Annotated in this window: 25 protein-coding genes and 2 tRNA genes; 16 read left to right on the top strand and 11 right to left on the bottom strand. The window is 61.3% G+C overall.

The genetic code is table 11. The annotated features are described in order from the left end of the window. The first annotated feature begins 147 nt into the window (after positions 1 to 147). Both DTW89_RS05280 and greB read left to right on the top strand, forming a co-directional pair. Positions 148 to 224 (top strand) — tRNA-Arg (locus DTW89_RS05280). 79 nt (positions 225 to 303) lie between these two features. Continuing rightward, positions 304 to 873 (top strand): transcription elongation factor GreB, encoded by a 570-nt coding sequence (gene greB / locus DTW89_RS05275; protein WP_024814249.1) that lies wholly within the window; start codon positions 304 to 306, stop codon positions 871 to 873. Positions 874 to 905: 32 nt separating this feature from the next. On the opposite strand, the gene DTW89_RS05270 is transcribed toward greB, so the two are convergent. The 4 genes from DTW89_RS05270 to DTW89_RS05255 form a co-directional block, all read right to left on the bottom strand. Then, entirely contained in the window at positions 906 to 3,185 is a 2,280-nt protein-coding gene (locus DTW89_RS05270) for a RelA/SpoT family protein (RefSeq protein WP_114655167.1), read from the bottom strand. Between the two features lie 95 nt (positions 3,186 to 3,280). Beyond that, positions 3,281 to 3,484, bottom strand: coding sequence for a DNA-directed RNA polymerase subunit omega (rpoZ, locus tag DTW89_RS05265; protein WP_005794722.1), 204 nt, complete (start codon positions 3,482 to 3,484; stop codon positions 3,281 to 3,283). 16 nt (positions 3,485 to 3,500) lie between these two features. Next, positions 3,501 to 4,121 carry a guanylate kinase gene (gene gmk, locus DTW89_RS05260; RefSeq protein ID WP_024814251.1) on the bottom strand — a complete coding sequence of 207 codons (621 nt, stop codon included), beginning with the start codon at positions 4,119 to 4,121 and terminating at the stop codon, positions 3,501 to 3,503. Between the two features lie 36 nt (positions 4,122 to 4,157). Beyond that, positions 4,158 to 5,075 (bottom strand): YicC/YloC family endoribonuclease, encoded by a 918-nt coding sequence (locus DTW89_RS05255; protein WP_201740951.1) that lies wholly within the window; start codon positions 5,073 to 5,075, stop codon positions 4,158 to 4,160. 76 nt (positions 5,076 to 5,151) lie between these two features. Here DTW89_RS05255 and DTW89_RS05250 point away from each other — a divergent pair, with 76 nt between their 5' ends. The 5 genes from DTW89_RS05250 (at position 5,152) to hemW (ending at position 9,971) form a co-directional block, all read left to right on the top strand. After that, positions 5,152 to 6,168, top strand: coding sequence for a serine/threonine protein kinase (locus tag DTW89_RS05250; protein ID WP_024814253.1), 1,017 nt, complete (start codon positions 5,152 to 5,154; stop codon positions 6,166 to 6,168). 82 nt (positions 6,169 to 6,250) lie between these two features. Next, on the top strand, positions 6,251 to 7,153 hold the full coding sequence (locus DTW89_RS05245) for a PP2C family protein-serine/threonine phosphatase (RefSeq protein ID WP_114655166.1): 903 nt from the start codon (positions 6,251 to 6,253) through the stop codon (positions 7,151 to 7,153). Between the two features lie 183 nt (positions 7,154 to 7,336). Beyond that, positions 7,337 to 8,065, top strand: coding sequence for a ribonuclease PH (gene rph / locus DTW89_RS05240; protein WP_114655165.1), 729 nt, complete (start codon positions 7,337 to 7,339; stop codon positions 8,063 to 8,065). A gap of 45 nt (positions 8,066 to 8,110) precedes the next feature. After that, positions 8,111 to 8,710 carry an RdgB/HAM1 family non-canonical purine NTP pyrophosphatase gene (rdgB, locus tag DTW89_RS05235; protein ID WP_114655164.1) on the top strand — a complete coding sequence of 200 codons (600 nt, stop codon included), beginning with the start codon at positions 8,111 to 8,113 and terminating at the stop codon, positions 8,708 to 8,710. Between the two features lie 7 nt (positions 8,711 to 8,717). Beyond that, positions 8,718 to 9,971: a radical SAM family heme chaperone HemW gene (hemW, locus tag DTW89_RS05230; protein WP_114655163.1), complete on the top strand. Its 1,254-nt coding sequence runs from the start codon at positions 8,718 to 8,720 to the stop codon at positions 9,969 to 9,971. A 154-nt stretch (positions 9,972 to 10,125) separates the two neighbouring features. Here the strand turns inward: hemW and DTW89_RS05225 are convergent, their stop codons facing one another. Further along, the gene (locus DTW89_RS05225) at positions 10,126 to 10,509 is read right to left on the bottom strand and encodes an I78 family peptidase inhibitor (protein ID WP_201740950.1); all 384 of its coding nucleotides are present in this window, start codon (positions 10,507 to 10,509) and stop codon (positions 10,126 to 10,128) included. A gap of 109 nt (positions 10,510 to 10,618) precedes the next feature. On the opposite strand from DTW89_RS05225, the gene DTW89_RS05220 reads away from it, so the two are divergent. Both DTW89_RS05220 and DTW89_RS05215 read left to right on the top strand, forming a co-directional pair. Beyond that, positions 10,619 to 11,662 carry an IS630 family transposase gene (locus DTW89_RS05220; RefSeq protein WP_012435376.1) on the top strand — a complete coding sequence of 348 codons (1,044 nt, stop codon included), beginning with the start codon at positions 10,619 to 10,621 and terminating at the stop codon, positions 11,660 to 11,662. Between the two features lie 245 nt (positions 11,663 to 11,907). After that, positions 11,908 to 12,339, top strand: coding sequence for a hypothetical protein (locus DTW89_RS05215; RefSeq protein ID WP_236637039.1), 432 nt, complete (start codon positions 11,908 to 11,910; stop codon positions 12,337 to 12,339). A 56-nt stretch (positions 12,340 to 12,395) separates the two neighbouring features. On the opposite strand, the gene arsA is transcribed toward DTW89_RS05215, so the two are convergent. Beyond that, positions 12,396 to 14,156: an arsenical pump-driving ATPase gene (arsA, locus tag DTW89_RS05210; protein ID WP_114655161.1), complete on the bottom strand. Its 1,761-nt coding sequence runs from the start codon at positions 14,154 to 14,156 to the stop codon at positions 12,396 to 12,398. Positions 14,157 to 14,248: 92 nt separating this feature from the next. Between arsA and DTW89_RS05205 the strand changes: the two genes are divergently transcribed. The 6 genes from DTW89_RS05205 to arsB all read left to right on the top strand — a co-directional run bounded on the left by DTW89_RS05205 (position 14,249) and on the right by arsB (position 19,158). Then, positions 14,249 to 14,572 carry an ArsR/SmtB family transcription factor gene (locus DTW89_RS05205; RefSeq protein ID WP_114655160.1) on the top strand — a complete coding sequence of 108 codons (324 nt, stop codon included), beginning with the start codon at positions 14,249 to 14,251 and terminating at the stop codon, positions 14,570 to 14,572. Between the two features lie 17 nt (positions 14,573 to 14,589). Continuing rightward, entirely contained in the window at positions 14,590 to 15,075 is a 486-nt protein-coding gene (locus tag DTW89_RS05200; protein ID WP_024814262.1) for an ArsI/CadI family heavy metal resistance metalloenzyme, read from the top strand. A 134-nt stretch (positions 15,076 to 15,209) separates the two neighbouring features. Then, positions 15,210 to 16,253 (top strand): ArsJ-associated glyceraldehyde-3-phosphate dehydrogenase, encoded by a 1,044-nt coding sequence (locus tag DTW89_RS05195; RefSeq protein ID WP_114655159.1) that lies wholly within the window; start codon positions 15,210 to 15,212, stop codon positions 16,251 to 16,253. Between the two features lies 1 nt (position 16,254). Further along, positions 16,255 to 17,502, top strand: a complete 1,248-nt coding sequence (gene arsJ, locus DTW89_RS05190) for an organoarsenical effux MFS transporter ArsJ (RefSeq protein WP_201740949.1) — start codon at positions 16,255 to 16,257, stop codon at positions 17,500 to 17,502. Between the two features lie 59 nt (positions 17,503 to 17,561). After that, positions 17,562 to 18,062: an arsenate reductase ArsC gene (locus DTW89_RS05185; RefSeq protein WP_024814265.1), complete on the top strand. Its 501-nt coding sequence runs from the start codon at positions 17,562 to 17,564 to the stop codon at positions 18,060 to 18,062. A gap of 70 nt (positions 18,063 to 18,132) precedes the next feature. Continuing rightward, a complete protein-coding gene (arsB, locus tag DTW89_RS05180) occupies positions 18,133 to 19,158 on the top strand; it encodes an ACR3 family arsenite efflux transporter (RefSeq protein WP_114655157.1) in 1,026 nt (341 codons plus the stop codon). 27 nt (positions 19,159 to 19,185) lie between these two features. On the opposite strand, the gene DTW89_RS05175 is transcribed toward arsB, so the two are convergent. The 4 genes from DTW89_RS05175 to DTW89_RS05160 all read right to left on the bottom strand — a co-directional run bounded on the left by DTW89_RS05175 (position 19,186) and on the right by DTW89_RS05160 (position 23,574). Beyond that, positions 19,186 to 20,052, bottom strand: coding sequence for a phosphate/phosphite/phosphonate ABC transporter substrate-binding protein (locus tag DTW89_RS05175; RefSeq protein ID WP_161555625.1), 867 nt, complete (start codon positions 20,050 to 20,052; stop codon positions 19,186 to 19,188). 5 nt (positions 20,053 to 20,057) lie between these two features. Further along, positions 20,058 to 22,415 (bottom strand): putative bifunctional diguanylate cyclase/phosphodiesterase, encoded by a 2,358-nt coding sequence (locus DTW89_RS19655; RefSeq protein WP_236637038.1) that lies wholly within the window; start codon positions 22,413 to 22,415, stop codon positions 20,058 to 20,060. Between the two features lie 282 nt (positions 22,416 to 22,697). After that, positions 22,698 to 22,782: transfer RNA gene (locus DTW89_RS05165), tRNA-Ser, on the bottom strand. Positions 22,783 to 22,884: 102 nt separating this feature from the next. Next, positions 22,885 to 23,574 (bottom strand): DUF3334 family protein, encoded by a 690-nt coding sequence (locus DTW89_RS05160; RefSeq protein WP_114655155.1) that lies wholly within the window; start codon positions 23,572 to 23,574, stop codon positions 22,885 to 22,887. A gap of 229 nt (positions 23,575 to 23,803) precedes the next feature. On the opposite strand from DTW89_RS05160, the gene DTW89_RS05155 reads away from it, so the two are divergent. Beyond that, positions 23,804 to 25,861, top strand: coding sequence for a bifunctional 2',3'-cyclic-nucleotide 2'-phosphodiesterase/3'-nucleotidase (locus DTW89_RS05155; protein WP_114655196.1), 2,058 nt, complete (start codon positions 23,804 to 23,806; stop codon positions 25,859 to 25,861). 122 nt (positions 25,862 to 25,983) lie between these two features. Here the strand turns inward: DTW89_RS05155 and DTW89_RS05150 are convergent, their stop codons facing one another. Beyond that, positions 25,984 to 26,634: a Smr/MutS family protein gene (locus DTW89_RS05150; RefSeq protein WP_024814269.1), complete on the bottom strand. Its 651-nt coding sequence runs from the start codon at positions 26,632 to 26,634 to the stop codon at positions 25,984 to 25,986. Between the last annotated feature and the right edge of the window lie 60 nt (positions 26,635 to 26,694).

Raw genomic sequence — 26,694 nt, 5'->3', positions numbered from 1 at the left:
GAATTTGGATCAGGGGCCGCTACGGGTGCATTACAATTGCATCCGTGATTTGAATGGATGGGTGCTAACGCAGACGATGCAAGCATCAATCAAAAAATAGTGAGAATTTTGGATCGCTCTGATTTTCGTGCTATAATTCAAAGCTTAGCGGCTGTAGCTCAGCTGGATAGAGTACTTGGCTACGAACCAAGGGGTCGTGGGTTCGATTCCTGCCAGCCGCACCAATGTTTAAAGCCTGCAACTGAAAAGTTGCAGGCTTTTTCATTTGTGGATTGCTTTTCGTTTTGCGGGTAACACTTCGCCATGAACAAAGCTTTTACCAAGGAAACCGACGCCGATACCGACGACGATCTTGTGTCGCAGCCGCTCCCAGTTGGTGGGAAGAACTACATCACCCCCCAAGGTTATGCTCGGTTGCGCTCGGAGCTGTTGGAGTTGATTGACACGGAGCGTCCGAAGATCGTGGAGATCGTCCATTGGGCGGCCAGCAATGGGGATCGCTCCGAGAATGGGGACTACCTCTACGGCAAAAAAAGGTTGCGCGAAATTGACCGGCGCATCAGATTTCTGACCAAGCGACTAGAGATTGCAGAGATCGTCGAGCCAGCCATCCACCATGGAAGCGATCAGGTATTTTTTGGTGCAACCGTTACTTACCTGGAAGACGACAGCGTGGAGCGGACAATCACCATACTGGGGATAGATGAGGCTGAAAGCGGCCACGGCCAAGTGAGCTGGATGTCACCGGTAGCGCGTGCACTCCTGAAGTCCAGGGTGGGTGACGAAATTTCACTGGCTGCCCCTGGAGGTATGCATCGGCTGGAGGTGATGGATGTTCAGTATCCTGATAAGCCTTGGCAAAGCGGGGTCTGAACCGGTCACCTTCACCTTGCCGGGCCCACAGTTCAGGCTTGGGGAATGATTCGAGACGCTCTGATCACAGCCTGTGTGCGTCGCAATCCGCGCAATGCTGATTCGAGATGGGCCTGATCCCGCACTGCCACCACGAAGCGCAGGTCCGTGGTGTCAAGTGCTACCTCGTCGTCCATGTCCACATGGGTTATATCGGCTTCCGAGTTGGCCAGTTCTGACGCCACGCGTGCCAGTACCCCTTTGCCGTTGGTCACGGTAACAACCACCCCGGTCTCGAACATGCGAGAGGGTTCATCCGACCAGTCCACCGCGATGAAGCGCTCGCTGTCCTTGTGTTGCAGCCGCTTGGCGACGCTGCAATGCGCATTGTGGACCACCAAACCTTCTCCACGGCCCAGGTAACCCACGATGCTGTCGCCGGGGACGGGGCGGCAGCAGTGTGCGTACTGGACCGAAGCGTTTTCGCTTCCATCCAGAGTCACAGCGCCTTGGGACAGTTTTTCGTGGGATGTGTATCGCTCTCGGGTCATCAGCAGCGCATCGGGCCGGTGGCCGTGCTCGGACATCAGAACCATGAGTCGCTTAGCGACTATGCTAGCTATGCGCTTGCCCAGCCCCAGGTCTGTCATCAATTCGCTGCGCGAACGGTTCCCCGTGAAGCGAAGCAGTTTGTCCCACATGGGCTGGGTTTCCGTATCCATGGGCGGGAGGCTGACCAGCCCTTCTGCACGCAGGGCTTGCGTCAGCAACTTTTCGCCCAGACCTTCCGATTCGGTTTGTGCCAGAGTCTTGAGGTAGTGCCGAATCTTGGACCGTGCACGGCCCGTGCGCACAAACCCCAGCCATGCCGGATTGGGCGTGGAGATAGGGGCGGTGATGATCTCCACCACGTCGCCATTTTTCAGTTCGGTGCGCAGTGGTACCAGTTCATTGTTGATCTTGCCTGCCGTGGTGCGGTCACCCACATTGCTATGGATGGCATAAGCAAAATCCACCACGGTGGCGCCGCGCGGCAAGGCCATGATCTGGCTCTTGGGCGTGAAGACATACACCGCATCAGGGAACAGGTCGACCTTGACGTGGTCCCAGAATTCAGCGGCATCACGGGTTTCGTTCTGGATGTCCAGCAGCGACTGAAGCCATTTGGTCCCCAGCCTCTCGGCCGCATTACCTTCGCTGTCCTGAGCCTTGTAGAGCCAATGGGCCGCAACGCCTGCCTCGGCGATAACGTGCATTTCATCGGTGCGCATCTGGAACTCGATGTTCACGCCCGAGGGACCTACCAGCGTGGTGTGCAGCGACTGATACCCATTGAGCTTGGGAATGGCAATGTGGTCTTTGAACTTTCCGGGCACGGGCTTGAACATCTGGTGCAGGATGCCCAAAGCGGTGTAGCAGTCGGTGATGCTGGTAACAATCACCCGAAAGCCATACATATCAGTGACCTGGGCAAAGCTCAGGTGCTTGAGGTCCATCTTCTGGTAGATGGCGTATAGGGTTTTTTCACGTCCGGCAAGACGAACCGGCATGCCAATGCGGGAGAACGCAGCATCCACTTCCGCTTGCACCTTTTGCACCAGATCCCGCCGCCGGTTGCGCGACTTGTTGATGGCCTTCGACAGGGTTTGATAACGCCACGGATGCAAATACCGGAACGAAAGATCCTGCAATTCGCGATACGTCTGATTCAAGCCCAGCCGGTGGGCAATCGGTGCATAAATCTCCAGCGTCTCAGAAGAAATTCGACCCCATTTGCTGCGCGGCATGTCTGCCAGCGTGCGCATATTGTGTGTGCGATCTGCCAGCTTGATCAAAATCACGCGAACATCGCGCGCCATCGCCAGCAGCATCTTGCGGAAGGACTCGGCCTGGTTTTCCTCGCGTGTATTGAACTGAAGCTTGTCGAGCTTGGTGAGTCCATCCACGAGTTCGGCGACCGGGGCACCGAAACGATCGATCAGGTCGGCCTTGGTTACGCCGCAATCTTCCATGGCATCGTGCAGCAGCGCCGCCATCAATGCCTGGGCGTCGAGCTTCCAGGTGGCGCAAAGTGCCGCCACCGCAATGGGGTGGGTGATATAGGGCTCACCGCTGTTGCGCAGCTGACCCAGGTGCGCCTCGTCGGCAAAGCGATAGGCTTGCCGCACCAGCTCGATGCTGGCTGGGTCGAGGTAGTCAAGATTGTCTGTCAGTGAGGCAAAGCTGGCCGCCGCTGCATTGGCAGCGGCCGCTGACGCACTGACCGTGCCCGAAGCGGGGGCTTCGCCGGGCCGAATCTGCGTTGCAGAATATGAATTGAGCACCGCGTTCATCCCTTAAATGTAGCGCGGTGGCGCATGAGATACCCGAGGCGCAAAAAAAAGCACCGCTGTGCGGTGCCTTTTGTTCAAGTTGCCAGTCGAAAAGATCAACCGGGAACCTTCTTCAGCATTTCCAGGCCAACTTTGCCTTCGGCGATTTCGCGCAGCGCCGTTACGGCGGGCTTGTTGCGGCTTTCGATGCGCGGGGCGTGACCCTGGCTCAGCATGCGGGCGCGGTATGTGGCGGCCAGCACGAGCTGGAAACGATTGGGAATCTTTTCCAGACAGTCTTCTACGGTGATGCGTGCCATCGGTATTCTCCGGGAATCAGGTGATATTGAGCGACTGGAAGGTGTCAGCACGGGCGCGGCGCTGAGCGGCGTACTTGAGTCGCTGGGCGTGAACTACGGCTTTCAGGTCGAAAAGCGCGCGCTCAAACAACTCATTGATTATAACGAAGTCGAATTTGCTCACCTGGGCCATCTCAATGGCTGCGTTCTTGAGGCGCACTTCGATGACATCTGCCGAGTCTTCGCCCCGGCGCTCCAGGCGCGAGCGCAGCTCTTCCCAGCTGGGCGGCAGGATGAACACGAGGATGGCGTTGGCAAACGCCTTCTTGATCTGGAGTGCGCCCTGGAAGTCGATTTCCAGGATCACGTCCGACCCCTGTGCGATGCGTTCTTCGATGGCTTTTTTGGAGGTGCCGTAACGGTTGCCATGCACCATGGCCCATTCCACGAAAGCGTTGCCTTGCACCATGGCGTCGAACTCAGGCTCGGATGCGAAAAAATACTCGCGGCCATGTTTTTCCTGCCCGCGGGGAGGGCGTGTGGTGTGCGAGATGGACGGGTGAACGTGGGAGTCGAGTTCGAGAAGGGCCTTGACCAGACTGGATTTGCCGGCGCCGCTGGGGGCTGCCACTACAAAGAGATTTCCTGGGTAATCCATGGGTGATATCCGCTGGGTGCTATCAAAAAAAGAGCGTTATTCGATATTTTGCACTTGCTCGCGCATCTGCTCGATCAACACTTTCATGTCGACGCTGATGCGCGTGAGGTCCAGGGCCGCCGATTTGGAGCCCAGGGTGTTGGCCTCGCGGTGCAACTCCTGGATGAGGAAATCCAGGCGTTTGCCCACTTCGCCGCCTTTTTGGAGCAAGCGCTCGATCTCGTCCAGATGCGAGTTCAGGCGGGTGATTTCTTCGGCCACGTCGATGCGGATGGCAAAGGCTGTTGCCTCGGTGAGTGCGCGGTCGCGTGCGGCTTCTGGAAGGGTGGAGCCGTCGGTCAGGGCCATGGCCTCTTTCCAGCGCTCCATGAAGCGCTGGCGTTGCTGTTCGACCAGCAGGGGCACCATGGGGCCAGCCTGTTGCGCCAGGGTGCGCAACTGACCGAGCCGGTCGTGCAGCATGGCCGCCAGGCGCTCGCCTTCGCGGGCGCGTGCCGCCAGCAATTGTGCGAGTGCCTGCTCCGCCAGGGGCGGCACGGCTTCGCTCCAGTCCTCGGGGCCGCTGCTGGCGTTGGCGCACAGGCGCAGCGCGTCTGCAACGGTGAGGGGGGCGGCTTGGGGGAGCCAGGCCTTCACGGCGTCCTGCAATGAGTTGATGCGTTGCAGCAGGCGGGGTGCCGGGTCCTGGAGGCTGTTGCCATCGTCGTTTTCGAGCGCGGCACGCACTTCCACCTTGCCGCGCTTGAGCTGTGCGGTCAGCATGCTGCGCAACACGGGTTCCAGGGCGCGCAGTTCGTCGGGAAGACGGAACGACAGGTCCAGAAAACGGCTGTTCACCGAGCGGATTTCGAGCCCCAGCCGGCGGGCCTGGGGGGCGCGGGCGTCGGTTTCAGCGCCAGTGGCAGAGGCGCCATGCTGTGCGCTGGCGTATCCGGTCATGCTGTAAACTGGCATTGGACTTTTTTGATGGTTGCTTGCGATCCGGTGATTATCCGGGTTCCGCTCTATACCCGGGTCATCTTCGCAAAATATGTCAAAAATCAAGCCGGCGCCATTGCCGCCCGATACCGTCATTGGGGGCTACCGCGTGGTACGCCGATTGTCTTCCGGCGGCTTTGGTGTGGTCTATCTGGCGCTCGACGCCGAAGGCCAGCAGATCGCTATCAAGGAATACCTGCCTTCTTCCCTGGCCACGCGTGCGCCTGGGGAGCTGCTGCCCAAGGTGCCCCCCGAAAAGCTCTCGCTGTACCGCCTGGGCCTCAAAAGCTTCTTTGAAGAAGGCCGTTCGCTGGCGCAGATCTCGCACGCCTCGGTGGTGAGCGTGCTCAATTTCTTTCGCGAGAACGAAACCGTCTACATGGTGATGAACTACCTGGAGGGCGCCACCCTGCAGGATTTCATCATCACCGCGCGCGATCTGAAGACGCAAAAGGTGTTTCGCGAATCCACCATCCGTTCACTGTTTGACGAGGTGTTGCGCGGCCTGCGTATCGTGCACCAGCACAAGATGCTGCACCTTGATATCAAGCCTGCCAACATTTTCATCACCGACGACAACAAGGCCGTGATGATCGACTTTGGCGCGGCGCGCGAAGTGCTGTCCAAAGAGGGCAACTTCATTCGTCCCATGTACACCCCCGGCTTTGCTGCACCCGAGATGTACCGGCGCGACTCGTCCATGGGCCCGTGGACCGATATTTATGCCGTTGGCGCCTGCATTTACGCCTGCATGCAGGGCTTTCCGCCCAACGAGGCGCCCCAGCGCATCGAGAAAGATCGCCTGTCGCTGGCGCTGACCAAGTTGCGCGGCGTGTATTCGGACAACCTCATCGAGGTGGTGGAGTGGTGCATGGCGCTCGATCCGCTCTCGCGTCCGCAGTCGGTTTTTGCGCTGCAAAAAGAGCTCAGCCGCGAGGGCGAGCGCCGCTACACCAAGCTTTCGGTGGCCGAAAAGATGCGGCTGCAGCTCGACACCCTGGTGTCCGACACCAAGAAGAATGTGCAAAAGGTGGGTGATGCCACCGGCATCGGAGCCAAGCCCAAATGAGCACGACCCACGCAAAGCGGGTTCGGGCAAGCTGCATGGTCATTTACGATGCCTTTGCGCATCCTTGTTTGCGCGAGTCACTATGAAGTTTTCGATATTCCAGATCAGCCGCCGCGGCGGGCGCGAGAAGAACGAAGACCGCATGGGCTACTGCTACACGCGCGAATCGGGCCTGTTTGTGCTGGCGGACGGCATGGGCGGGCACCCTGAGGGCGAAGTGGCCGCGCAGATTGCGCTGCAAACCATCTCGGCGCTGTTCCAGCGCCAGGCCAAGCCGCAGCTGGAGAACGTGCAGGAGTTCCTGTCGTCTGCCCTGCTGGCGGCGCACCACCAGATCCTGCGCTATGCCACCGAAAAAGGCATGCTCGACACACCGCGCACCACGCTGGTGGCAGCCGTGGTGCAAGCGGGCGCGGCTTCGTGGATTCACTGCGGTGACTCGCGCCTGTACATGGTGCGCGGTGGCGAGCTGCTGACCCGCACGCGCGACCATTCCTATCTGGAGCTGCGCAATGCGCCGCCGCCGGGCCTGGACCGCATCAACCGCAATGTGCTGTTCACCTGCCTGGGTTCGCCCACCAAGCCCATTTACGACAGTACCGGGCCCGTGCACCTGGAGCAGGGCGACCGCATTTTGCTGTGCTCGGACGGCCTGTGGGGCACGCTCAGTGACGAAGACATTGCCACCGAGCTGAGCCAGCAGACCGTGTCGAACGCGGTGCCCGACTTGGTCGAGGCCGCCCTGCGCAAGGCAGGCGAGAGCAGCGACAACGTGACCGTGGTGGCGCTCGAGTGGGAAACCCCCGATACCTTCGATTCCACGCAAGGTGTTTCGACCGACAGCATCAGTGACGATGTCTTCGCCTCGACCATTCAGGCCGGGCCCCTGGATGGACTGGTCGATGACCTGGATGACGCCGCCATCGAGCGCTCGATTGCCGAGATCAACGAAGCCATCCGGCGTTCGGCTGCACGCAAGGCTTGAGAGGCTGACCGCATGGCATTGCGCGGCGTTACCGCCCCTGGCCTTGCTTGCGGCTGCCGAGTTGGGCGGCGCGATGAAAATTGCAGCCGCGATTACTCAGCGAGATCGCTGTGCCGCCCCCTTCCAGGCTTTTGGAACCAGCCGCAGCCCCCAGGGTCCACTGCCTTCTAACTTCTGATTTACATGACCACCTTTACTCGCACCGGCGGCCGCGCCACTGACCAACTGCGCCCCGTGCGCATCACCCGCCACTACACCATGCATGCCGAGGGCTCGGTGCTGATTGAGTTTGGCAACACCAAGGTGCTGTGTACGGCTTCAGTGGAAGAAAAAGTGCCGCCGCACCAGCGCGGCACCGGCGAAGGCTGGGTCACGGCCGAATACGGCATGCTGCCCCGCGCCACGCACAAGCGCAGCGACCGCGAGGCGGCCAAGGGCAAGCAAAGCGGCCGCACGCAGGAGATCCAGCGCCTGATCGGCCGCTCGCTGCGGGCGGTGTTTGATCTGAAGCTGCTGGGTGAGCGCACCATCCAGCTCGACTGCGATGTGATCCAGGCCGATGGGGGCACGCGCACTGCTGCCATCACCGGCGCGTGGGTGGCGGCGCAGGACGCGGTCAACCAGCTACTGGCCGACGGCAAAATCACGGCGACACCCATCCTGGGGCCCGTGGCCGCCATTTCGGTGGGCATCGTGCAGGGCACACCGCTGCTGGATCTGGAATATGTGGAAGACGTGGGCTGCGACACCGACATGAATGTGGTGATGACGGGCGCTGGCCATTTCGTGGAAGTGCAGGGCACGGCCGAGGGCGTGGCCTTCACCCGCGCCGAGATGGACCAGCTGCTGGCGCTGGCCGACAAGGGCATCGCCGAGCTGGTGGGTCTGCAACAACAATCGCTATTAAAATAATAGCTGCTTGCGCTTTATCCATAAGCGCTACAAGCCATTTTGACTATGAAACTGGTTCTCGCATCCAACAACCGCGGCAAACTTGCCGAGCTGCAGGCCATGCTGGTGCCCCTGGGCATCGAGCTGGTGCGCCAGGCCGACCTGGGCGTGGGCGAGGCCGAAGAGCCGCACCGCACCTTTGTTGAAAACGCCCTGGCCAAGGCGCGCTTTGCCAGCGCGCACACCGGCCTGCCTGCGCTGGCCGACGACGCAGGCCTGTGCGTGGATGCCTTTGGTGGTCTGCCCGGGGTGGACACCGCCTACTACGCCACGCAGTTTGGCTACGAAAAAGGCGACGACACCAACGTGCGTGCCCTGCTGGAGCAGATGCAGGGCCAGGACAACCGCCGTGCCGCCATGGTCAGCACCCTGGTCGCCGTGCGCAGCCCGCAAGACCCCGAGCCCCTGATCGCCGTGGGCCGCGTAGTGGGCGAAATCACGCGTGCGCCGCGCGGCAGCAACGGCTTCGGGTTCGACCCCGTGATGTACATCCCCGAATTCGGTCAGACCTTTGCCGAGCTGCCCACCGAGGTCAAAAACGCCCACAGCCACCGGGGCCGTGCGGCGCAGCAGATGCTGGCGCTGATGCGCGAGCGCTGGTTCTGAATTCACCATGGCAGTTTCCATCCCCATCGTTCCCGCTGCTGAGGCCGCGCCCGCGCAGGTGCGCGACATCCAGCACTACATGCGCCCGGGGGTGCTGCAGCTCACCAGCCTGCCGCCGCTGGCCCTGTATGTGCACCTGCCCTGGTGCCTGAAGAAATGCCCGTATTGCGATTTCAACTCGCACGAGTGGCGCGAAGTGGACGGGGCGGGCAATGCGTTGCCCGAGGCCCGCTACCTTGATGCCCTGATGGCTGATCTGGAGGCGGCGCTGCCCCTGGTGTGGGGCCGCAGCGTGCACAGCATCTTCATCGGCGGCGGCACGCCCAGCCTGTTTTCGCCGCAGTCCATCGACCGCCTGATCGGCGACATTCGCGCGCGCCTGCCGCTGGCGGCCGATTGCGAAATCACCCTGGAGGCCAACCCCGGCACCTTCGAAAAAGACCGGTTTCACGCCTTCCGCGCGGCCGGCGTCACGCGCCTGTCGGTGGGCGTGCAAAGTTTTAACGACCGGCACCTGAAGGCCCTGGGCCGCGTGCACGACCGCGCGCAGGCGCTGGCCGCTGTGCAGGAGGCGGCGCAGGCCTTCGATACCTTCAACCTCGACATCATGTATGCGCTGCCTGGCCAGACGCTGCAAGAGCTGGAGCAGGACATGGCCACCGCGCTGGCGCTGGCGCCGCCGCACATCTCCATCTACCACCTCACCATCGAGCCCAACACCTACTTCGCCAAGTTTCCGCCCGCCATTCCACCGGACGATGATGCCTACGCCATGCTGGACCGCATCACCGAGATGACGGGCCAGGCGGGGCTGGCGCGCTATGAGATATCGGCCTACGCCCGGCCAGGCCATGCGTGTTTTCACAACACCAACTACTGGCAATTTGGCGACTACCTGGGGCTGGGCGCGGGCGCGCACAGCAAGCTCAGCTTTGCCCACCGCGTGGTGCGCCAGACGCGTTTTCGCGATCCGCATCTCTACATGGACAACGCGCTGGCAGGCCGTGCCCTGGCGCAGGACGAGGACGTGCGCCGGGCCGACCTGCCGTTTGAATACATGCTCAATGCGCTGCGCCTGCGCGAGGGTTTTGCCTTGCAGGATTTTGTAGAGCGCACCGGGCTGCCCGTCACCGCCATTGCCAAGGCGCTGGACGAGGCCGAGCGCAAGGGCCTGATCACCCGCGACATGGCCCGTGTGCGCCCCACTGAGCGCGGGTTTGATTTCTTGAACGATCTGCAGGCGCTCTTTTTGGCCGACTGACCGGCGCAAGACCAGGGCGAAATGCCGTCACTGCTGGTCAAAGAATATGCATCAAATATGGCTCTAGCGCTTATTGGTAAAGCGCAAACAGCTATTAAAATATGAGCAAAAAGGTGAAGACAGCCGCCATCGTGCAGGTGGCCGCGGCGCCTGTTCAGCCGCAGCGCACCGCCGTAATCCGCCCTTTGCCGTCCACCACCAGGTTCAGGCGCTCGGCGTTGAACTCCAGCGTCACCACCTGGCGGGGATGCAGCAGGCGGGCCATGGCCGCACCCGAGGCCACCCGGGCCTTTTCAATCACCGACGGGGTGCCCTGCTTGCCAATCACCCCCTGCGCGGGCGCCGCATTGCACACGCCGCCGCGCGGCCCGGGGCCCACCGATGCAGGCGCCGCGCCCGTGGCTCCCGCAGTCCCGCCCATCCCACCTGCTCCCGCTGTACCCGCGCCACTTTGCATGCCCGCGCAGCCCGCCAGCAAAGCGGCGCACAGGCCAGCGGTCAGGCTGGTGGACAGGGTGAGGGCTCGGGGCATCTGCATTGTTGTCTCCTGGAGGAATCGGTGGCGTGGCACGCCGTTGGAGGGGCTACCTTATAGACCAGGCATGATTTATTCATGAACTTGTATTGATTTCATGACTCCAAAGTTCATGGAAAAAGAAGATGCACGCAAGCAGTCGCGGGAAGTACTGCATGAGCGTCGCAAGCAGGTCATCCGCTTGCATCGAAAAGGTGTTGGCGTGATGCAGATCGTTGAGCAAACTGGGCTCAGTTGGTCTGGGGTCAACACTGCACTGCGCCTGTTCGAGCAAGGCGGGGCGGCTGCACTCAAGCCTAACGCCAGGGGAAAGAAGCTGGGCAGTGGACGCAGCCTGAGCGCTGAGCAAGAGCGCGTCATTCGAATGACCATCATCGACAAGCGCCCAGAGCAGATCAAGATGGAGTTCGCCCTTTGGAGTCGGCCCGCAGTGCGCGAACTCATCGAACGCGACCTGGGGCTCAAGCTATCCGTGCGGGCGGTGGGCGACTATCTGGCGCGCTGGGGTTTTACGCCGCAAAAGCCGATCAAAAAAGCCTACGAGCAGAGGCCTGAGGCCGTCCAGGCCTGGCTCGAAGATGAATACCCCGCCATCGAGGCCAGGGCCAAGCGTGAAGGCGCAGAGATCCATTGGGGTGATGAAACGGCCTTGGTCAACACAGATGTGCGTGGCAGAAGTTATGCACCAGCAGGCCAGACGCCGGTGACGCGGGCAGTGGGTGGCACACGGCAAAAACTCTCCATGATTGCCACCGTCACAAACCAGGGCAAAACGCGCTGGATGATCATTGACGAGGCGTTCAATTCAGACAAACTGATCGAGTTCATGCAGGCCTTGATCAAGGAGTCACAGGGCAAGAAGATATTCCTGATTCTGGACAACCTGAGGGTGCACCACAGCAAGCCTGTCAAGGAGTGGTCGGCCCAGCGCAAAGAGGACATTGAGTTGTTCTACCTGCCCAGCTATAGCCCCGAACTCAACCCAGAGGAGCGGCTCAATGCCGATTTGAAGCATGCGATTGGCAGCAAGGTTCCGGTGCGAACCAAGGCCAAGCTGCGCGCGGCGGCGACAGAACACATGACGATGTTGGAGAACACGCCAGAGCGGGTCCGGAAGTACTTTGGCGACAAGCATGTCGCCTATGCGGCCTCATGAATAATTCCCGCCGGATCAATAGCGTGCGCAGGGTGCCGTGGCTGTCACCACAGGTAACGGGTGCTGGCTGGATTGTCCGTTCCACTGGTGGAACACAGCGGGAGCGGAGGTGCCGCAAAGCGGCTTTGCAACAGGGGCGGGTTCCTTCGCTTGCGTCCTACAGACCCGTCGGCGGATTCAGTGAAACTGTGGCCATGACACCGGCACTCCGATCCACCATAACGCGGGCCTTGACGGCGGGGACCGTGGCGAGCCTTTTTTCGGCCGCTGCACTCATGGTGTGCGGCCGGCGGGAAACCGGAAGTTCGGCGGCGCCCATCAATGCCGTGAGCCACTGGTATTGGCGCGAAGAAGCTCTGTATTTCCGGCAGACCGATATCAAACACACGCTGCTGGGTTACCTCACCCACCATGGGGCGTCCGTATTTTGGGGGGCGCTGTTTGCCGCGGCGCTGCATGGGCGACCGGCAGCCCGCAACCCGGGCGCCGTGCTGGCTGGCAGCATGGCCACCAGTGCGGCAGCCTGTTTCGTGGATTTTCAACTAACCCCGGAGCGGCTCACGCCCGGCTTCGAACACCGTCTGTCGCATCGGTCTCTTGCGGCGGTTTATGGGTCGTTTGCCGTGGGGCTTGCGGTGGGTGCGCTGCTGGTGGGTGGCAACGATCCGGCGAAATAAAGCGGGGTAGGCCGCGGCGCAGAACGTGGAGGATGCTCAGGGTTGGTGCCGCCGCATCAGCCCAGCAGCTTTTCGAGCGCGCTGATGCCAATGGGGGGCTCCGCCGTCCATGGCACCACCAGCACGTCGTGGCGCGTGTGTTCGGCCACCCGCTCCATCTGCTGGCGCTCGCTATGGAGGCGCGCTTGCAGCAAGGGGTCGCCCGTGCCGGTAGCCAGCAGTGATTTGTTGACGACCCAGGCATAGGGCTCAATCTGGGCCCGGCGCAAGTCGTCCTGTAGCGCAACAGCCTGCGACACCGGGGTGGCTTCGGGCAGCGTGACCAGGATGATCTTGGTGTAGTCGGCGTCTTGCAGCCGCATCAGCGGCGTCACGATGCGCCCGGCGGCTTTGCCTTCAAATTCGCGCACCATCTGGCGGTGGTAGGCGCCGGTGGCATCCATCAGCAGCAAAGAGTGGCCCGTGGGCGCGGTGTCCATCACCACAAACGCGCTTCGGGCCTGCGACACCACATGCGAGAAGGCGTGGAACACCGCCACTTCTTCGGTGCAGGGCGAGCGCAGGTCTTCGATGAGCAGCGCTTTCTCGTCCTCGGTCAGGGTGGCCGAGCGGGCGGCCACAATCTTGTCCACGTATTTCTGCGTTTCGGCCTGCGGGTCGATGCGGCCTACGCTAAGCCCTGGCACCTCTCCGTTCAGTGTGACGGCCAGGTGCGCAGCAGGGTCGGTCGTCGTCAGGTGCACGGACTTTCCCTGGTGAACCAGCCCCAGTGCAATGGCGGCGGCAATGGTGGTTTTGCCCACCCCGCCTTTGCCCATGACCATGATCAGGCCGCGCTCACCCTGCGCCAGCTCGGCCACCAGCTCGGACAGCTTGTGGTGGTCCATGGCGGGCGCTGCGGGGGTGGCTGCGCCCGTTGCCGCTGTGGGTTTTGAGGCCAGCAGTCCGCGCAGTGCAGGCAAACCCACCGAGTCCACTGCCCGCAGTGGAATGTGGTCGGCCACCAGGCAGCGCAACGCAGCGGGCATCTCGTCGAGCGCTTTGCGCCCCAGTGCCTCGATGGCCGTGGCAATCGGGTCGTCTGCATGGGTGCGATGGAACACGGCGTTCACCACCAGCCGCTGGTTCGTCAGGCCCAGCGCGCGCAGCTCATCCGAGGTGCGGGCCGCCTCATCCAGCGCGCCTTTATCGGGCCGGGCTACCAGCACCACGGTGGTTTGCGTGGCGTCGTTGAGTGCGGCCAGGGCTGCGTTGAAAAGCTGCTCTTGCATTTTCAGGCCCGAGTGCGGCCCCAGGCAGGATGCACCGCGGTCGTTGCCTTCCAGAAAACCGCTCCAGGCCTTGGGCAGGCTCAGCAGCCTGAGCGTGTGCCCCGTGGGGGCCGTGTCGAACACGACGTGGTCATAGGCGGCACCGCCGTGCGACAGGAGGCTGGAAAATTCGTCAAACGTGGCGATTTCGGTTGTGCACGCGCCAGACAACTGCTCGCGCACCGTGGCAATGTCCTGGTCGCTGGCCTGCGGGCCCATCTGCCCCACCACGCGCGCACGGTAATCCACGGCCGCGGCATCGGGGTCGATGTTGAGCACCTGCAGGCCGGGCACGCCGGGCACCGCCACCGGCTGGTTGCTCAACTCGATGCCCAGCATTTCATCGAGGTTGGAGGCGGCATCCGTGCTGACCAGCAGTACCTTTTTGCCCGCGTCTGCCAGCCCGATCGACACGGCAGTGGAAACCGAGGTTTTACCCACGCCGCCCTTGCCTGTGAAGAAAAGGTACTTGGTGGGCTGATCCAGAAGGGCGATGGGTGTGGGCATGGGATTCGTGAAAAGTGCGCGCAGGTGGTGAAGGTGCAAGGCGCCAATGGCGGTACTTTACAATAATTCAACAATCATTGTATAGTTGCTGCATGACTGAAATTGACGCTGTCCGTTCGCTCGCCGCCCTGGCCCAGGAGGTGCGCCTGAGGGTGTTTCGTGCGCTGGTCGTGGCCGGCACCGAGGGGCTTACGCCCGGTGCACTGGCAGAGCTGCTGGATGTGGCCCCCAACACCCTGTCGTTCCATCTGAAAGAGCTCACCCATTCAAACCTGGTGAGCCAGGAGCGCCAGGGTCGCAACCTGATTTACCGCGCATCCATCACCACCATGAACGAGTTGCTGGGCTTTCTGACCGAAAACTGTTGCCAGGGCGCTGACTGTCTGGCGCCCCAGGCAACGTCCTGCGCTTGCTGAAAATCAAGGAGACCACCATGAAGCGATTCCACGTTCACATCCATGTCGATGATCTTGCCCAGAGCATTGCGTTTTATTCGCGGCTGTTTGCCGCCGAGCCGGCGCGCGTTGAAGCGGACTACGCCAAGTGGATGCTGGACGACCCGCGCGTGAACTTTGCGATCTCTACCCGGGGCGACACGCCGGGGCTGGATCACCTGGGTTTTCAGGTGGACGACGCCGCCGAGCTGGCGCAGTTGAAAGCCCGCGCCGAATCGGCCGACATGGCGCTGCTGGACGAAGGTGCCACCAGCTGCTGCTATGCCCGCAGCGAAAAGCACTGGATCACCGATCCCCAAGGCATTGCCTGGGAGCATTTCCACACGCTGGGCAATATTCCGGTGTTCAACGAGCCGGGCAAAACCCCCGAAGTCGGTGCATGCTGTGCGCCCGCCGCCGCACGCGCGGCCGTGCCGGGCCGCGACAAGGCCGCAGCGGCGTGCTGCGCTCCGGGCCAATGCTGAAGCGTCTCTGAACGAGGTTGCCGTTGGGGGTGTGGCTTGCGCAGTTGCGCAGTCACTCCAACGATCTGTCATCCATCTGTCATTGAATAATGCAATATTTCAATGAATATAGAATTAATAAAAGAAAGCGTGTCATGAAAGTCGGTATCAACGGAATGGGCCGCATTGGCCGTCTGGCGCTGCGCGCGGCCATGGGCGCCGCCGAGCGCCCGCTGGACGACCCGCGCGGCGGCAACCGCCTGGAAGTGGTGCACCTGAACGAAATCAAAGGCGGCGCTGCAGCCACCGCCCACCTGCTGGCGTTTGACACGGTGCAGGGCAAGTGGCGCGAGCGCATTGCCGCCGAGGGCGACAACGCCATCACCATCGGCGCCCAGCGGCTCTCGTTCAGCGCGCACCCCACGGCGGCAGACATCCTCTGGGGCGATCTGGGCGTAGACGTGGTGCTGGAATGCACCGGCAAATTCTTGACGCTCGAAACCATTCAGGGTCACCTGGACCGCGGCGCCAAGCGCGTCATTGTGGCCGCGCCGGTGAAGGTGGGCGACGTGCTCAACATCGTGGTCGGCGTGAACCACCAGCTGTACGACCCTGCCAAAAACCGCATCGTCACGGCGGCGTCGTGCACCACCAACTGCCTGGCACCGGTGGTGAAAGTGGTGCACGAGCAGCTGGGCATCCGTCACGGACAAATCACCACCATCCACAACCCGACCAACACCAACGTGGTGGTGGACGCGCCACACAAAGACCTGCGCCGTGCCCGCAGTGCCATGGGAAGCCTGGCACCCACGTCCACCGGCAGCGCCACCGCCATTGCGCTGATATACCCAGAGCTCAAGGGCAAGCTCAACGGCCACGCGGTGCGCGCCCCGGTGCTCAATGCGTCACTCACCGATTGCGTGTTTGAACTGCAGCGCGAAACCACGGCCGAGGAAGTGAATGCACTGTTCCAGCAAGCCGCATCGTCTTATCTGTCGGGCATTCTGGGCTACGAAGAGCTGCCGCTGGTGAGCGCCGACTACGCCCGCGACACGCGCAGTTCCATCGTCGATGCGTTGTCCACCATGGTCACCGACGGCACGCTCTTGAAGGTGTACGCCTGGTACGACAACGAAATGGGCTATGCCTGCCGCATGGTCGACCTGGCCTGCCACATGCGCGACGTGGGTGTTTGAAATGCAGCACAACCACGCCACGCGCAACTACGCCATCGTCACCGCAGCCTATTGGGGCTTCACGCTCACCGATGGCGCACTGCGCATGCTGGTGCTGCTGCACTTTTATCGCCTGGGGTATTCGCCGTTCACGCTGGCGTTTCTGTTTTTGCTCTATGAAGCAGCCGGCGTGCTGGCCAACCTGATTGGTGGCTGGCTGGCCACGCGCTACGGCATCACGCGCATGCTGACGGTGGGGCTGGTGACGCAAATCATCGGCTTTACCTTGCTGGCGCAACTCAACCCCGAGTGGTCGGTAGCCATGTCGGTGGCCTGGGTGGTGCTGGCGCAGGGCATTTGCGGCGTGGCCAAGGATTTGACCAAAACCGCCAGCAAATCCGCCATCAAGGTCACCTCGGCGCAGGCCCAAGAGCAGGGTGCTGGCCAGCTGTTCAAGTGGGTCGCCTGGTTTACGGGCAGCAAGAACGCCATGAAGGGTGTGGGTTTCTTTTTGGGTGGCTTGCTGCTGGAGGCGCTGGGCTTTCGCCACGCGCTGTGGGCCATGGCCGCGCTGCTGGCGCTGGTGCTGGTGGGGGTGGTCACCTCGCTGCCCACCATGATGGGCAAAAGCAAAGCATCCAAATCGGCCAAGGAGCTGTTCGCCAAGAACGCGGGCATCAATGCCTTGGCTGCCGCCCGCGTGGTGCTGTTTGGCGCGCGCGATGTCTGGTTTGTGGTGGGTGTGCCGGTGTTTCTGTATTCGCAGGGTTGGACATTCACCATGGTGGGCGGCTTTCTGGCGACCTGGACCATTGGCTATGGTCTGGTGCAGGCCATGGCGCCGCAACTGGTCAAACGCAGCCAGGACGGCCTGAGCACCGAAGTGCCCGCCGCACGGCTGTGGTCGGCTATTTTGGCGGTGGTTCCTGTGGCCATTGCCTTAGCGGTGGCCATGCAGGCGCCCTATTTGGAGTGGGTGGTCGTGGGCGGCCTGGGTGTGTTTGGCTTTGCATTCGCCGTCAACTCGTCGGTTCACTCGTACCTCATCCTGGCCTACGCGGGCTCTGAAAAGGCTGCCGAGGACGTGGGCTTTTACTACGCTGCCAACGCCCTTGGGCGCTTCATGGGCACGCTGATGTCCGGCCTGCTGTACCAGTGGGGCGGGCTTCTTTACGCCCTCATCGGGTCTGCCGTGATGCTGGCCATTTGCTGGCTGGTGACGCTGGCTTTGCCGGTGACCACCGCGCATAAAACACCGGCTACGGCTTGAAAGCTGCCCACCTCATTCCCTCTACCCCTCCACCGTTGCTGCTGAAAGTGGCTATTCACATGTCAAACCGCGTCTACAACGTACTCTTCATCTGCACGCACAACTCCGCGCGCAGCATCCTCGCCGAGGCCATCCTGAACCAGAAGGGTGAGGGGAAATTCCGTGCATTCAGCGCTGGCAGCCACCCCGCTGGCCAGGTCAACCCGCATGCGCTGGATCTATTGCAAAGAAACCGGTTTTCGACGGAGGGCTTGCGCAGCAAAAACTGGGACGAGTTTGCGGCCCCCAATGCGCCGGTCATGGATTACGTGCTGACGGTTTGCGACAAGGCCGCCGGTGAGGTGTGCCCCATCTGGCCAGGCCAGCCGATGTCGGCGCACTGGGGCGTCGAAGACCCGGCGGCGGTGCAAGGCGATGAAGACGCAGTGAACAAAGCGTTCAAAGACGCGTTTATCCTCATGAGTCGCCGCATCTCGCTCTTCCTGAGCCTGCCCATCGACAAGCTCGACAAACTGTCGCTGCAAAAAGAGCTTGTCCACATTGGACAAACCACAGACTGAGACATCCACATTTTGACGGGCCTGGACTTTCAACGGTCCAGGCCTTTTCCTTTGAAAGAGGTAGTCCACCATGGGACTGTTTGAACGGTATTTGACGATCTGGGTTGCGCTGGGCATTGCTGCAGGCGTGGGGCTGGGGCTGGTTCTTCCAGGATTCTTCCAGGCCGTCGCAGGCCTGGAGATCGCGCAGGTCAACCTGGTGGTTGCAGTGTTCATCTGGGTGATGATTTATCCGATGATGATCCAGATCGACTGGGCCGCCATCAAGGACGTGGGCAAGAAGCCGCAAGGGCTGCTGCTGACACTGGTGGTCAATTGGCTCATCAAACCGTTCACCATGGCCGCGCTGGGTGTCCTGTTCTTTCAATACCTTTTCGCGCCCTGGGTAGACCCCCAATCGGCCAGCGAATACATCGCCGGCATGATTTTGCTGGGCGTTGCGCCTTGTACCGCCATGGTGTTTGTGTGGAGCCAGCTCGTCAAAGGCGACGCCAACTACACGCTGGTGCAGGTTTCGGTGAACGATCTGGTGATGGTGGTGGCTTTTGCTCCCATCGCCGCATTTTTGCTCGGTGTGACCAACGTCACCGTGCCCTGGGAGACCCTGGTTCTGTCCACCGTGTTGTATGTGGTGCTGCCCCTGGCGGCTGGAATGGCCACACGCCATTTGCTGGCCAGGCGGTCACCTTTGGCGGTGGGCGCGTTTGTGGCGCGGCTCAAGCCCTGGTCCATCGTGGGCCTCATTGCAACGGTGGTGCTGTTGTTTGGTTTTCAGGCGGGCACCATTGTTGAGAGACCTGCTGTGATCGGCCTGATTGCCATCCCGCTAATTTTGCAAACCTACGGCATTTTCTTTATCACCTGGTGGGGCGCAAAGCTGCTCAAGCTTCCCCACGATGTGGCCGGCCCAGCCTGTCTTATTGGCACATCCAACTTCTTTGAGCTGGCAGTGGCTGTGGCCATTTCGCTTTTTGGTCTCAACTCTGGCGCCGCCCTCGCCACGGTGGTCGGTGTACTGGTCGAGGTGCCTGTGATGCTGTCACTGGTGGCGATCGTCAATGCCTGGCGGCCGAGTGGTCACTCCTCTCGCGCATGAACACATGGCGGTCGGCTTTATGGCGGCTCATCGCTCCGAAAACATGTCCCGGATCACCTGGTAGTCTGCGTTGGTAACCGGTATGAATCGTTCGGCGCCTCTGGCTTGCAGCATGGCGCGCAAAGGTTCGGTGTTGAAAAAGACGCGGTGAATCTTCTCCACCACGGTTTTGCAAAGACGATTGCGCAAGACGAAAGGGTCCTGCGGCAGTGGCTCTGATTGCCAGAGCACGGCCAGATCGTCGGGGCCAACGCGCCCGGCCGTCAGGGCCTCGTCGTAGCGTGTTCTGGAGACAAACCCCGCATCCACCATGCCCTTGCGGACCGCTTCAATGGATCGGTCATGTGATCCAGCAAATGTGATGCGACCAAAGTAGCTCTCGATACTCTGGCCCGTCTGCTGTTGGATGAAACGTCTTGGAACCAGATTGCCAGAGGTGCTGGCAGGGTCTGTCAGGCTGAGCGATTTGTTGCGCAGGTCGCTGACTCCAGCCAACCCCCGGGCAGACCGCACAATCAGGATGGACCGGTAAGTTCCGAGCACGTTGGCACCGGCTGGTCCCGCGCTGGACAGTGCAGCAAACGGGCTCACAGAGGCCTTGCGATCCAGCAGCATGGCGTAGGACGCCGGGCCCAGCTCGGCAAGATCGATACTGTCGTTCAGCAACCCCTCGATGACCGCTCCGTAGGAGGGGGCTGTTGTGATCTCTACGCGTCGCTGCAGTGCTTTTTCCAGCTCGACCTGCAGTGGCCTGAATTCTTGCTGCTGCTTTTGCGCATTGGTTTTGGGTATCAAGGCAAAGCGCAGAACGCGGGGATCATCACAAGCGGCCTCTGACGCAGCCACGAGTGAGGGCACAAGAAGCCCAACCAAACACACGATGGCAATGAGCAATACATTCATGTCGGAATAATGGTGGTTTGGAGCAGAAGTTTCTCGGCCTCGGCGCCGGGCACCGGCCTGCTCAGGAAGTAGCCCTGCACCTCGTCGCATCCTGCCATCTTGAGCTGAACCAATTGATCCATCAGTTCGACGCCTTCAGCGACAACCCGCATCTGCAATCCGTGCGCGAGCGTAATGATCGATGTGACGATCACGCCCACGTCGGTGTTGCTGCGAATGCCGTCAATGAACGACCGATCGATCTTGATGGTGCTGATAGGCAGGTCCCGTATCTGGCTCAGGCTTGAAAACCCGCTGCCAAAATCATCCAGACCGATGCGAATGCCCAGTTGCCGAAGATCCTCCAGAACCTTGACAGCCTGGTTTATTGGTTCAACCAGGCAGCTTTCGGTAATCTCTATCTCCAGATCGCAGGGGCTCAAGCCATGGTTCTGCAGCAACTGCGTAATCTTTGCCGCCAGGCTGCCGTCACGCAATTGCATGGGTGAAACGTTGAACGCCAATGGCACCAGCGGTATGCCTTGGGCTTTCCACCGGGCTTGCTGAGCGCAGCATGCCTGCATGACCCAGTCTCCCAGCTGAACGATCAGGCCGGATTTTTCAGCCATTGCGATGAAGTCGTTGGGATACACCAGCCCATGTTCTGGATGCTGCCATCGCACCAGCGCTTCCATGCCTGAGATTTGATAATTCACCAAATCCACTTTGGGCTGGAAGTGGAGCACCAGTTCATTGTTTTCGATGGCTTTGGGGAGTTGACGCTCTAGCTGCAGAACCCGGTCATGTGAAGGATTGAGGCTGGCGTCGTAATAGGTAAATCGCCCACGCCCCATGCGTTTGGACTCGTACATTGCGGCATCCGCATGCCGGCACAGCGTCGTAACGTCGTGGCCATCCCGCGGAAAGCACGCTATGCCGACACTGGGGCTGACCTGAATCTCGTGGCCATCGATATCCGGATAGGGGAGGCTGAGCTGCGCCACCAGCTTCGACGCAAGGACGTCCATGTCTTGCGCGTGCTCAACGCCTGTGACCAGCACCGCAAACTCATCTCCACCCATGCGACCCACAACATCGGCACTGCGCACGCTGGACCGGAGGCGCTCACTGACGGCATGCAGCAGTTTGTCGCCGACATGGTGCCCCAGCGAGTCATTGATGAGCTTGAATCGGTCGAGATCCAGGTACATCAGCATGTAGTGCTTGCGGCTGCGCTGCGCCCCTTCCAGATGGCTTGCGGCGAGCTCATTGAACATCCGGCGGTTGTGCAAGCCCGTCAAATGGTCGTGTGACGCCAGCGTCATCGCCCGAGCCTTTTCGCTCTCCAGGCGCAGGATCAGTCCATGCTTTTCTTCATCGGATGTGCGCAACGCTTCCAGGAGCGTCTGCTGGTGGCGGGTGCTGCGCACCAACCCCCACATGGCGCCCATCAGGATGATGCTGAGTGAGCCAAGGGTTCCCCAGGAGCGCAGACTGTTGCCGCCATGGCTTGCGCGAATTTCCTGCATGCCGCGACTGACCACCACGATGAATGGTGCTTTCTCCACCCGCTGAAAACTGGCCAATTGCTTCCCCTCTGAACCGGGGATGGCGCCCCGCCACAGGCCATTGGGATATTGGATCGGTGCAAATTGAGGCAGGTGGCGGGGCTCCTGGCTCAGGGACAGCCCTTCGGGGCGCGCCTCGGCGATTTCAGTGCCATCAAGCCCCAGGATATAGATGGATCCCGTGGCCCCAATGTCGATATTGCGATAGAGCTGCAGAAAATAACCAAGATCCAGCATGGCAAGCAGGTAGCCCGAACGAGGGGTATAGCCATGGTGCGAGGAAATCAACAGTGGGACTTGCCATGCATTTTCTTTGAGGAGCGGACCCACCTGGACATCCGAGTCTGTTGCGAGAAGGGCGTCCGTAGGGTTGTCGGCCAACTGAAGAAATGTCTTGATTTCAGGGCTGTCCACAAACGGGGACGACGAACTCAATCGACTCAGCGCGTTGTCATACAAAGCAAGCCTGAGAAAAGTTCGATCTGACGCCAGCATCGACGTCAATCGAGCGGATGCGCGTGAGTTATCGCCGTCCGCGCCATAGTTTGCGGTAACCGCCATCAATCGACCGCGGTCCACCACCTGGGCCAGATTTTCAGCAATGATGGCCGCCAGACTACGCTGCTGAAGCTCGGCGTTTTTCTCCAGCAAGGCCTCTTCGGCTTGCAAACGCTGCCAAGTCAATAGCCAGATCAAGGCCAGCACGATCACCAAGGCCGCAATGCTGATCCACTGCAGTCGCTGAAAATTACCACTGGGTCTGGCTGGCAGTATTGCCGTGATTGATCGTGGGTTGTAGGTGATCAAACGATGGGAGATCTGAGAAGAGAGCTACCGATCGTGCGACAAATCTGTGACGTAAGCGTGTCAATGTTGTAGCTTGTCATTCATCGTTTTGCGCACATGCGTTCGATGGCCGCAAAGTGGGCTGGTCTGGCATCCGGATGCCATGACCCAACTGAGAGAAACAACAAAGCCCCATCGCTGGGGCTTTTTTGCGCTTGCTTCAACTTGTTTTGGTTTTGGCGGGTTGCATGGGGGTAGCAGAGGAAAATTGCCTTGAAACCCGCATGAATACTGGGCCTGCGGCGGAGACTGTGAGATTCGAACTCACGGACGGTTGCCCGTCGGCAGTTTTCAAGACTGCTGGTTTAAACCACTCACCCAAGTCTCCGGGAGGGAAGCCACATATTCTAGCCGCCTGCCAGCGCCGCTGCGTGCTGCACGCTGTTGGCTTCCAACATGGCCGTCTCGCGTGTGCCGATGATCCGCGGCTTCACATGCCCAGTGACCTGAGCAGTTCGTCGGTGTCGCTGGAGGGCACGGGAGGCAGGGGCACTTCCGCGTCTGCGTCTGCGCGGGTCTGCGCCATCAGTGCGTCGGGGTCGGGGGTTTCCTGTGGCTCGAAGTCATACAGTTTGATGAACTCGGTATGGTCGATGGCCAACTCCAGATAGAAGATGTTGTTGTTGCCGGTGTAGAAGGTAACGCGCCGGGCCTCGGGTTTGTCCAGGTTGGCGTCCACGCTCAGCATCACCTGCTTGTTCAGCACCAGCATCTTGGGCTGGTTTTGCGTGATGTGGGTCTGCAGTTCTCGCCGCACCTTGCCGGTGAAGTCGCCTACCACCTGGTTCATGAGTTCGCCCATCACGTTGCTCACTTCGTCCGAGGTGTACGACGTGACCAGGTCTTCTTTCGACATGCCCATGTTCAGCAGATAGCTCTGGTACAGCTCCATGGCGGCAGAGGCCGAGAAATTGATGATCACCAAGCCCGAGAAGCCGCCATCAAACAGCACAAAGCAGCCAATGTCGGGTTTAAGGCAGGTTTTGCTGATGCGCTGCACCATGCCGGAATAGTGAATATGGCTGTGCGTGGCCACGGTCAGGACGCGGGTAACTGAATTGCACAGGCTGATCAGCAGATCTTCGGTGCCGTAAACGACGGATTTTTCTGGGGTGCTCATGGTGCGAAAGAGATGGGGCTGAGGGAGGTGGCTGGTGTGCACAGCATAGGCGACGAATGGGTTGGGGCGCCAGAGATTTGCCGGATTGCTTACGCAGTATCACCCGGGGCCTGGGGGGCGGGTGCCGTGGTGGGCAGCAGCTGCCAGCACCGGGCGAGCCGGTATGCGTCACATGCCTGTCAAACGCCCTCCACACACTCAGCCCCTTCTTCAACCTTTGGGCTTGTTCATGCTGGAACCCTCTTTTTGCCAACCGACCCGTATTTCGCGCCGCGTGGTCCGCTTTGGCGCGCTGGCCCTGGCGGTCAGCCTTGCAGCCTGTGGCGGCAGTGACGACGATGGCTCCGCCAATGCGGGCGCCACAGCCACGCTGGCCGTGCTGGAGACGACCGATCTGCATTTCAACGTGCGCAGCTACGACTATTTCAAGCTCGCCGAAGACAAGTCGTATGGCTTCGAGCGCACCGCCACGCTGGTGCGCGCCGCGCGCAAGGAGTTCGCCAACACGTTGCTGGTGGACAACGGCGACACCATCCAGGGCACCGCGCTGGCCGACTACGAGGCCACCATCAGCCCCATCCCTTGCACGCAGCAGCTGTCGATGTACAAGGCCATGGGCGCGCTGGGTTTTGATGCCGGCACGCTGGGCAACCACGAGTTCAACTACGGCCTGCCCTTTTTGAACCAGGTGCTGGGCGGCGGCCTGGATGTGGAAGGCGTCGATGCCACCAAGAAATGCGCCGGTGCGGGCTTTCCCATGGCGCTGGCCAACGTCTACAGCAGCAAGACCAAAAAGCCGCTGGTGCAGCCCTACACCATTCTGGAGCGCACCTTGACCGCCAAGGGCGCCGACGGCAAGGAAGTGAAGCTGCCCATCAAGGTGGGCGTGATCGGTTTCACCACCCCCGGCATCATGAACTGGGACAAGCGCTACCTCGAAGGCAAGGTTTACACCGAAGGCGCCGTAGAGGCCGCTACGAAATATGTGCCCGAGCTGCGCGCCAAGGGCGCCGACGTGGTGGTGGCGCTGCTGCACGGCGGGCTCGACAGCGCCGCCTACTCGCCCACCATGGAGAACCCGGGCCTGCACCTGTCCAAAGTGGCGGGCATTGACGCCATGGTGATGGGGCACCAGCACAGCGTGTTCCCCGACACGGCGGCCACGCCCGCATACCGGCAGGCCGGCGTGGACAACAAGGCAGGCACCATCAATGGCGTGCCCGCCGTCATGGCCAGCTCGTGGGGCAAGTCGCTGGGCGTGATCCAGCTCGCCCTGCAATGGGATGGCAGCAAATGGGTGGTCAACAAAACCGCCAGCAAGAGCGAGCTGCGCAACACCCAAAGCAAAAACGCTGCCGGCGCCACCGTTTACGTGGAGCCCGATGCCGCCGTGGCGCAGCTGATCGAAACGCAGCACCAGGCCGCTATCCAATATGTGAAGACACCCATTGGCAGCACCGACTTCCGCATGAGCACGCTGTTTGCTGACGTGGGCGACCCCGGCGCCATCCAGATCGTCAACCAGGCGCAGCAGGCCTATGTGGCCGCCTACATCAAGGCCAGCCTGCCGCAATATGCGGCGCTGCCGGTGCTGTCGGTCAGTGCGCCGTTCAAGAGCGGTTTTCAGGGCGGGGCTGACTACACCGACGTGGCCGTGGGCCCGCTGGCCATCAACAACGCGGCGGATCTGTACCTCTACCCCAACACGGTGTATGCCGTAAAGGTGAATGGCGGCGACATCAAGAACTGGCTGGAAGCCGCTGCCAAGCGCTTCAACCAGATCGACCCGGCCAAGACCACCGAGCAGTCGCTCATCAGCACCTTCCCGGGCTACAACTTCGACATGTTCACCACGCCCGACCTGCAGTACGAGATCGACGTGACCCAGCCCGTGGGCAGCCGCATCAAGAGCCTGACCTACCTGGGCAAGCCGATTGACGTGGCGCAGGAGTTCGTGATCGCCACCAACAACTACCGCGCCACCAGCGGCAAGAGCTTTATCGACAAGCTCGACGGCTCGGGCTCCATCTGGGCTTCGCCGGATGCCAACCGCGACGTGGTGATCGACTACATCCGCAAGAACCCCACGGTGACCCGCGCCACCAATGGCGCAGCCAAAAGCTGGCGCTTTGCCAAGGCGACAACGGCCGGCCCGGTGGTGTTCAGCTCGGGCGCCAATGCGCTCAGCGTGGCGCAGGCGGCAGGCCTGACCAACGTGTCGCTGCTGGCGGCCGATGATGGCTTGGGCAAGGGCACGTCCAAGTACGGCATTGACCTGTCCAAATAGCCTGTCCCCGGCATAGCGGCCGCAAGCGAAGGCAGGCAGCCCGTTTCCGGTGGCATGGCGGGTGTTTGCTATTAAATAAATAGCTGCTAGTGCATATACAGCATGCGCTAGCGGCTATTTTGCTATGTATTTCTTTGATTCACGGGCTTGAGCAGCACCACCAGTGCCCCCGCGCCGCCATCCATGGGCCGTGCCTGCACAAAGGCCAGCACCTCGTTTTTTTGTACCAGCCAGCGCTGCACCCGGCTTTTGAGCACGGGGCTTTTGCCCGGTGATCCCAGACCCTTGCCATGCACCACGCGCACGCAGCGCAGCCCCGTCTTGTGCGCGTGGCGGATGAATTGGCCCAGGGCCTCGCGCGCCTCGTCCACGCGCAGGCCGTGCAGGTCGAGCTGGCGCTGGATGCTCCAGTGGCCAGAGCGCAGGCGGCGCGTCACTTCCACGCCAATGCCGGGGCGGCGAAAGCTGAGCTGGTCGTCGGTGTCGAGCAGGGTGCTCACATCGAAATCGTCGCTGATGGATTCGAGCAGCACGCGCTCTTCGTCCAGCCAGTGTTGCACGGGCAGCGGTGGGGGCAGGCGATGCCGCAGGCGCGCCAGGTTGGGATTGCGCAGCGAGGTCACCGGCCCGACGCTGCGGCTGAACAGATGGCGCTCGGCCTCCAGCCGTGCAGCGGCCTCGCGGTGGGCCTTGGCCTGTGCTTGGGCGCGTTCGTGCTCCTCGCGCAAGAGGCGGGCCACGCTGGCCAGGTCGTGCAGATCGTGAATGCGCAGGCTGGCGCGGCGCGGCGCCGGGGCGGTTCGGCGGGTTTTGGCTGGCGCGTTGTGTGGGGG

The organism is Acidovorax sp. BoFeN1, assembly GCF_003345135.1.
Taxonomy (GTDB): domain Bacteria; phylum Pseudomonadota; class Gammaproteobacteria; order Burkholderiales; family Burkholderiaceae_C; genus Acidovorax; species Acidovorax defluvii.
The sequence above is the reverse complement of the archived record's forward strand: the minus strand, read 5'-3'. Positions and strand labels throughout refer to the sequence as shown.

What these genes read in the sequence shown, in the direction of transcription:
- DTW89_RS05220 (WP_012435376.1), top strand. Translation starts at nt 10,619, where the DNA reads ATGGAAAAAGAAGATGCACGCAAGCAGTCGCGGGAAGTACTGCATGAG.
- arsJ (WP_201740949.1), top strand. Translation starts at nt 16,255, where the DNA reads ATGCAGCACAACCACGCCACGCGCAACTACGCCATCGTCACCGCAGCC.
- hemW (WP_114655163.1), top strand. Translation starts at nt 8,718, where the DNA reads ATGGCAGTTTCCATCCCCATCGTTCCCGCTGCTGAGGCCGCGCCCGCG.
- gmk (WP_024814251.1), bottom strand. Translation starts at nt 4,121, where the DNA reads ATGGATTACCCAGGAAATCTCTTTGTAGTGGCAGCCCCCAGCGGCGCC.
- arsA (WP_114655161.1), bottom strand. Translation starts at nt 14,156, where the DNA reads ATGCCCACACCCATCGCCCTTCTGGATCAGCCCACCAAGTACCTTTTC.
- arsB (WP_114655157.1), top strand. Translation starts at nt 18,133, where the DNA reads ATGGGACTGTTTGAACGGTATTTGACGATCTGGGTTGCGCTGGGCATT.
- greB (WP_024814249.1), top strand. Translation starts at nt 304, where the DNA reads ATGAACAAAGCTTTTACCAAGGAAACCGACGCCGATACCGACGACGAT.
- rpoZ (WP_005794722.1), bottom strand. Translation starts at nt 3,484, where the DNA reads ATGGCACGCATCACCGTAGAAGACTGTCTGGAAAAGATTCCCAATCGT.
- rph (WP_114655165.1), top strand. Translation starts at nt 7,337, where the DNA reads ATGACCACCTTTACTCGCACCGGCGGCCGCGCCACTGACCAACTGCGC.
- DTW89_RS05245 (WP_114655166.1), top strand. Translation starts at nt 6,251, where the DNA reads ATGAAGTTTTCGATATTCCAGATCAGCCGCCGCGGCGGGCGCGAGAAG.
- DTW89_RS05195 (WP_114655159.1), top strand. Translation starts at nt 15,210, where the DNA reads ATGAAAGTCGGTATCAACGGAATGGGCCGCATTGGCCGTCTGGCGCTG.
- rdgB (WP_114655164.1), top strand. Translation starts at nt 8,111, where the DNA reads ATGAAACTGGTTCTCGCATCCAACAACCGCGGCAAACTTGCCGAGCTG.
- DTW89_RS05155 (WP_114655196.1), top strand. Translation starts at nt 23,804, where the DNA reads ATGCTGGAACCCTCTTTTTGCCAACCGACCCGTATTTCGCGCCGCGTG.
- DTW89_RS05255 (WP_201740951.1), bottom strand. Translation starts at nt 5,075, where the DNA reads ATGCCAGTTTACAGCATGACCGGATACGCCAGCGCACAGCATGGCGCC.
- DTW89_RS05185 (WP_024814265.1), top strand. Translation starts at nt 17,562, where the DNA reads ATGTCAAACCGCGTCTACAACGTACTCTTCATCTGCACGCACAACTCC.
- DTW89_RS05270 (WP_114655167.1), bottom strand. Translation starts at nt 3,185, where the DNA reads ATGAACGCGGTGCTCAATTCATATTCTGCAACGCAGATTCGGCCCGGC.
- DTW89_RS05160 (WP_114655155.1), bottom strand. Translation starts at nt 23,574, where the DNA reads ATGAGCACCCCAGAAAAATCCGTCGTTTACGGCACCGAAGATCTGCTG.
- DTW89_RS05200 (WP_024814262.1), top strand. Translation starts at nt 14,590, where the DNA reads ATGAAGCGATTCCACGTTCACATCCATGTCGATGATCTTGCCCAGAGC.
- DTW89_RS05205 (WP_114655160.1), top strand. Translation starts at nt 14,249, where the DNA reads ATGACTGAAATTGACGCTGTCCGTTCGCTCGCCGCCCTGGCCCAGGAG.
- DTW89_RS05225 (WP_201740950.1), bottom strand. Translation starts at nt 10,509, where the DNA reads ATGCAGATGCCCCGAGCCCTCACCCTGTCCACCAGCCTGACCGCTGGC.
- DTW89_RS05250 (WP_024814253.1), top strand. Translation starts at nt 5,152, where the DNA reads ATGTCAAAAATCAAGCCGGCGCCATTGCCGCCCGATACCGTCATTGGG.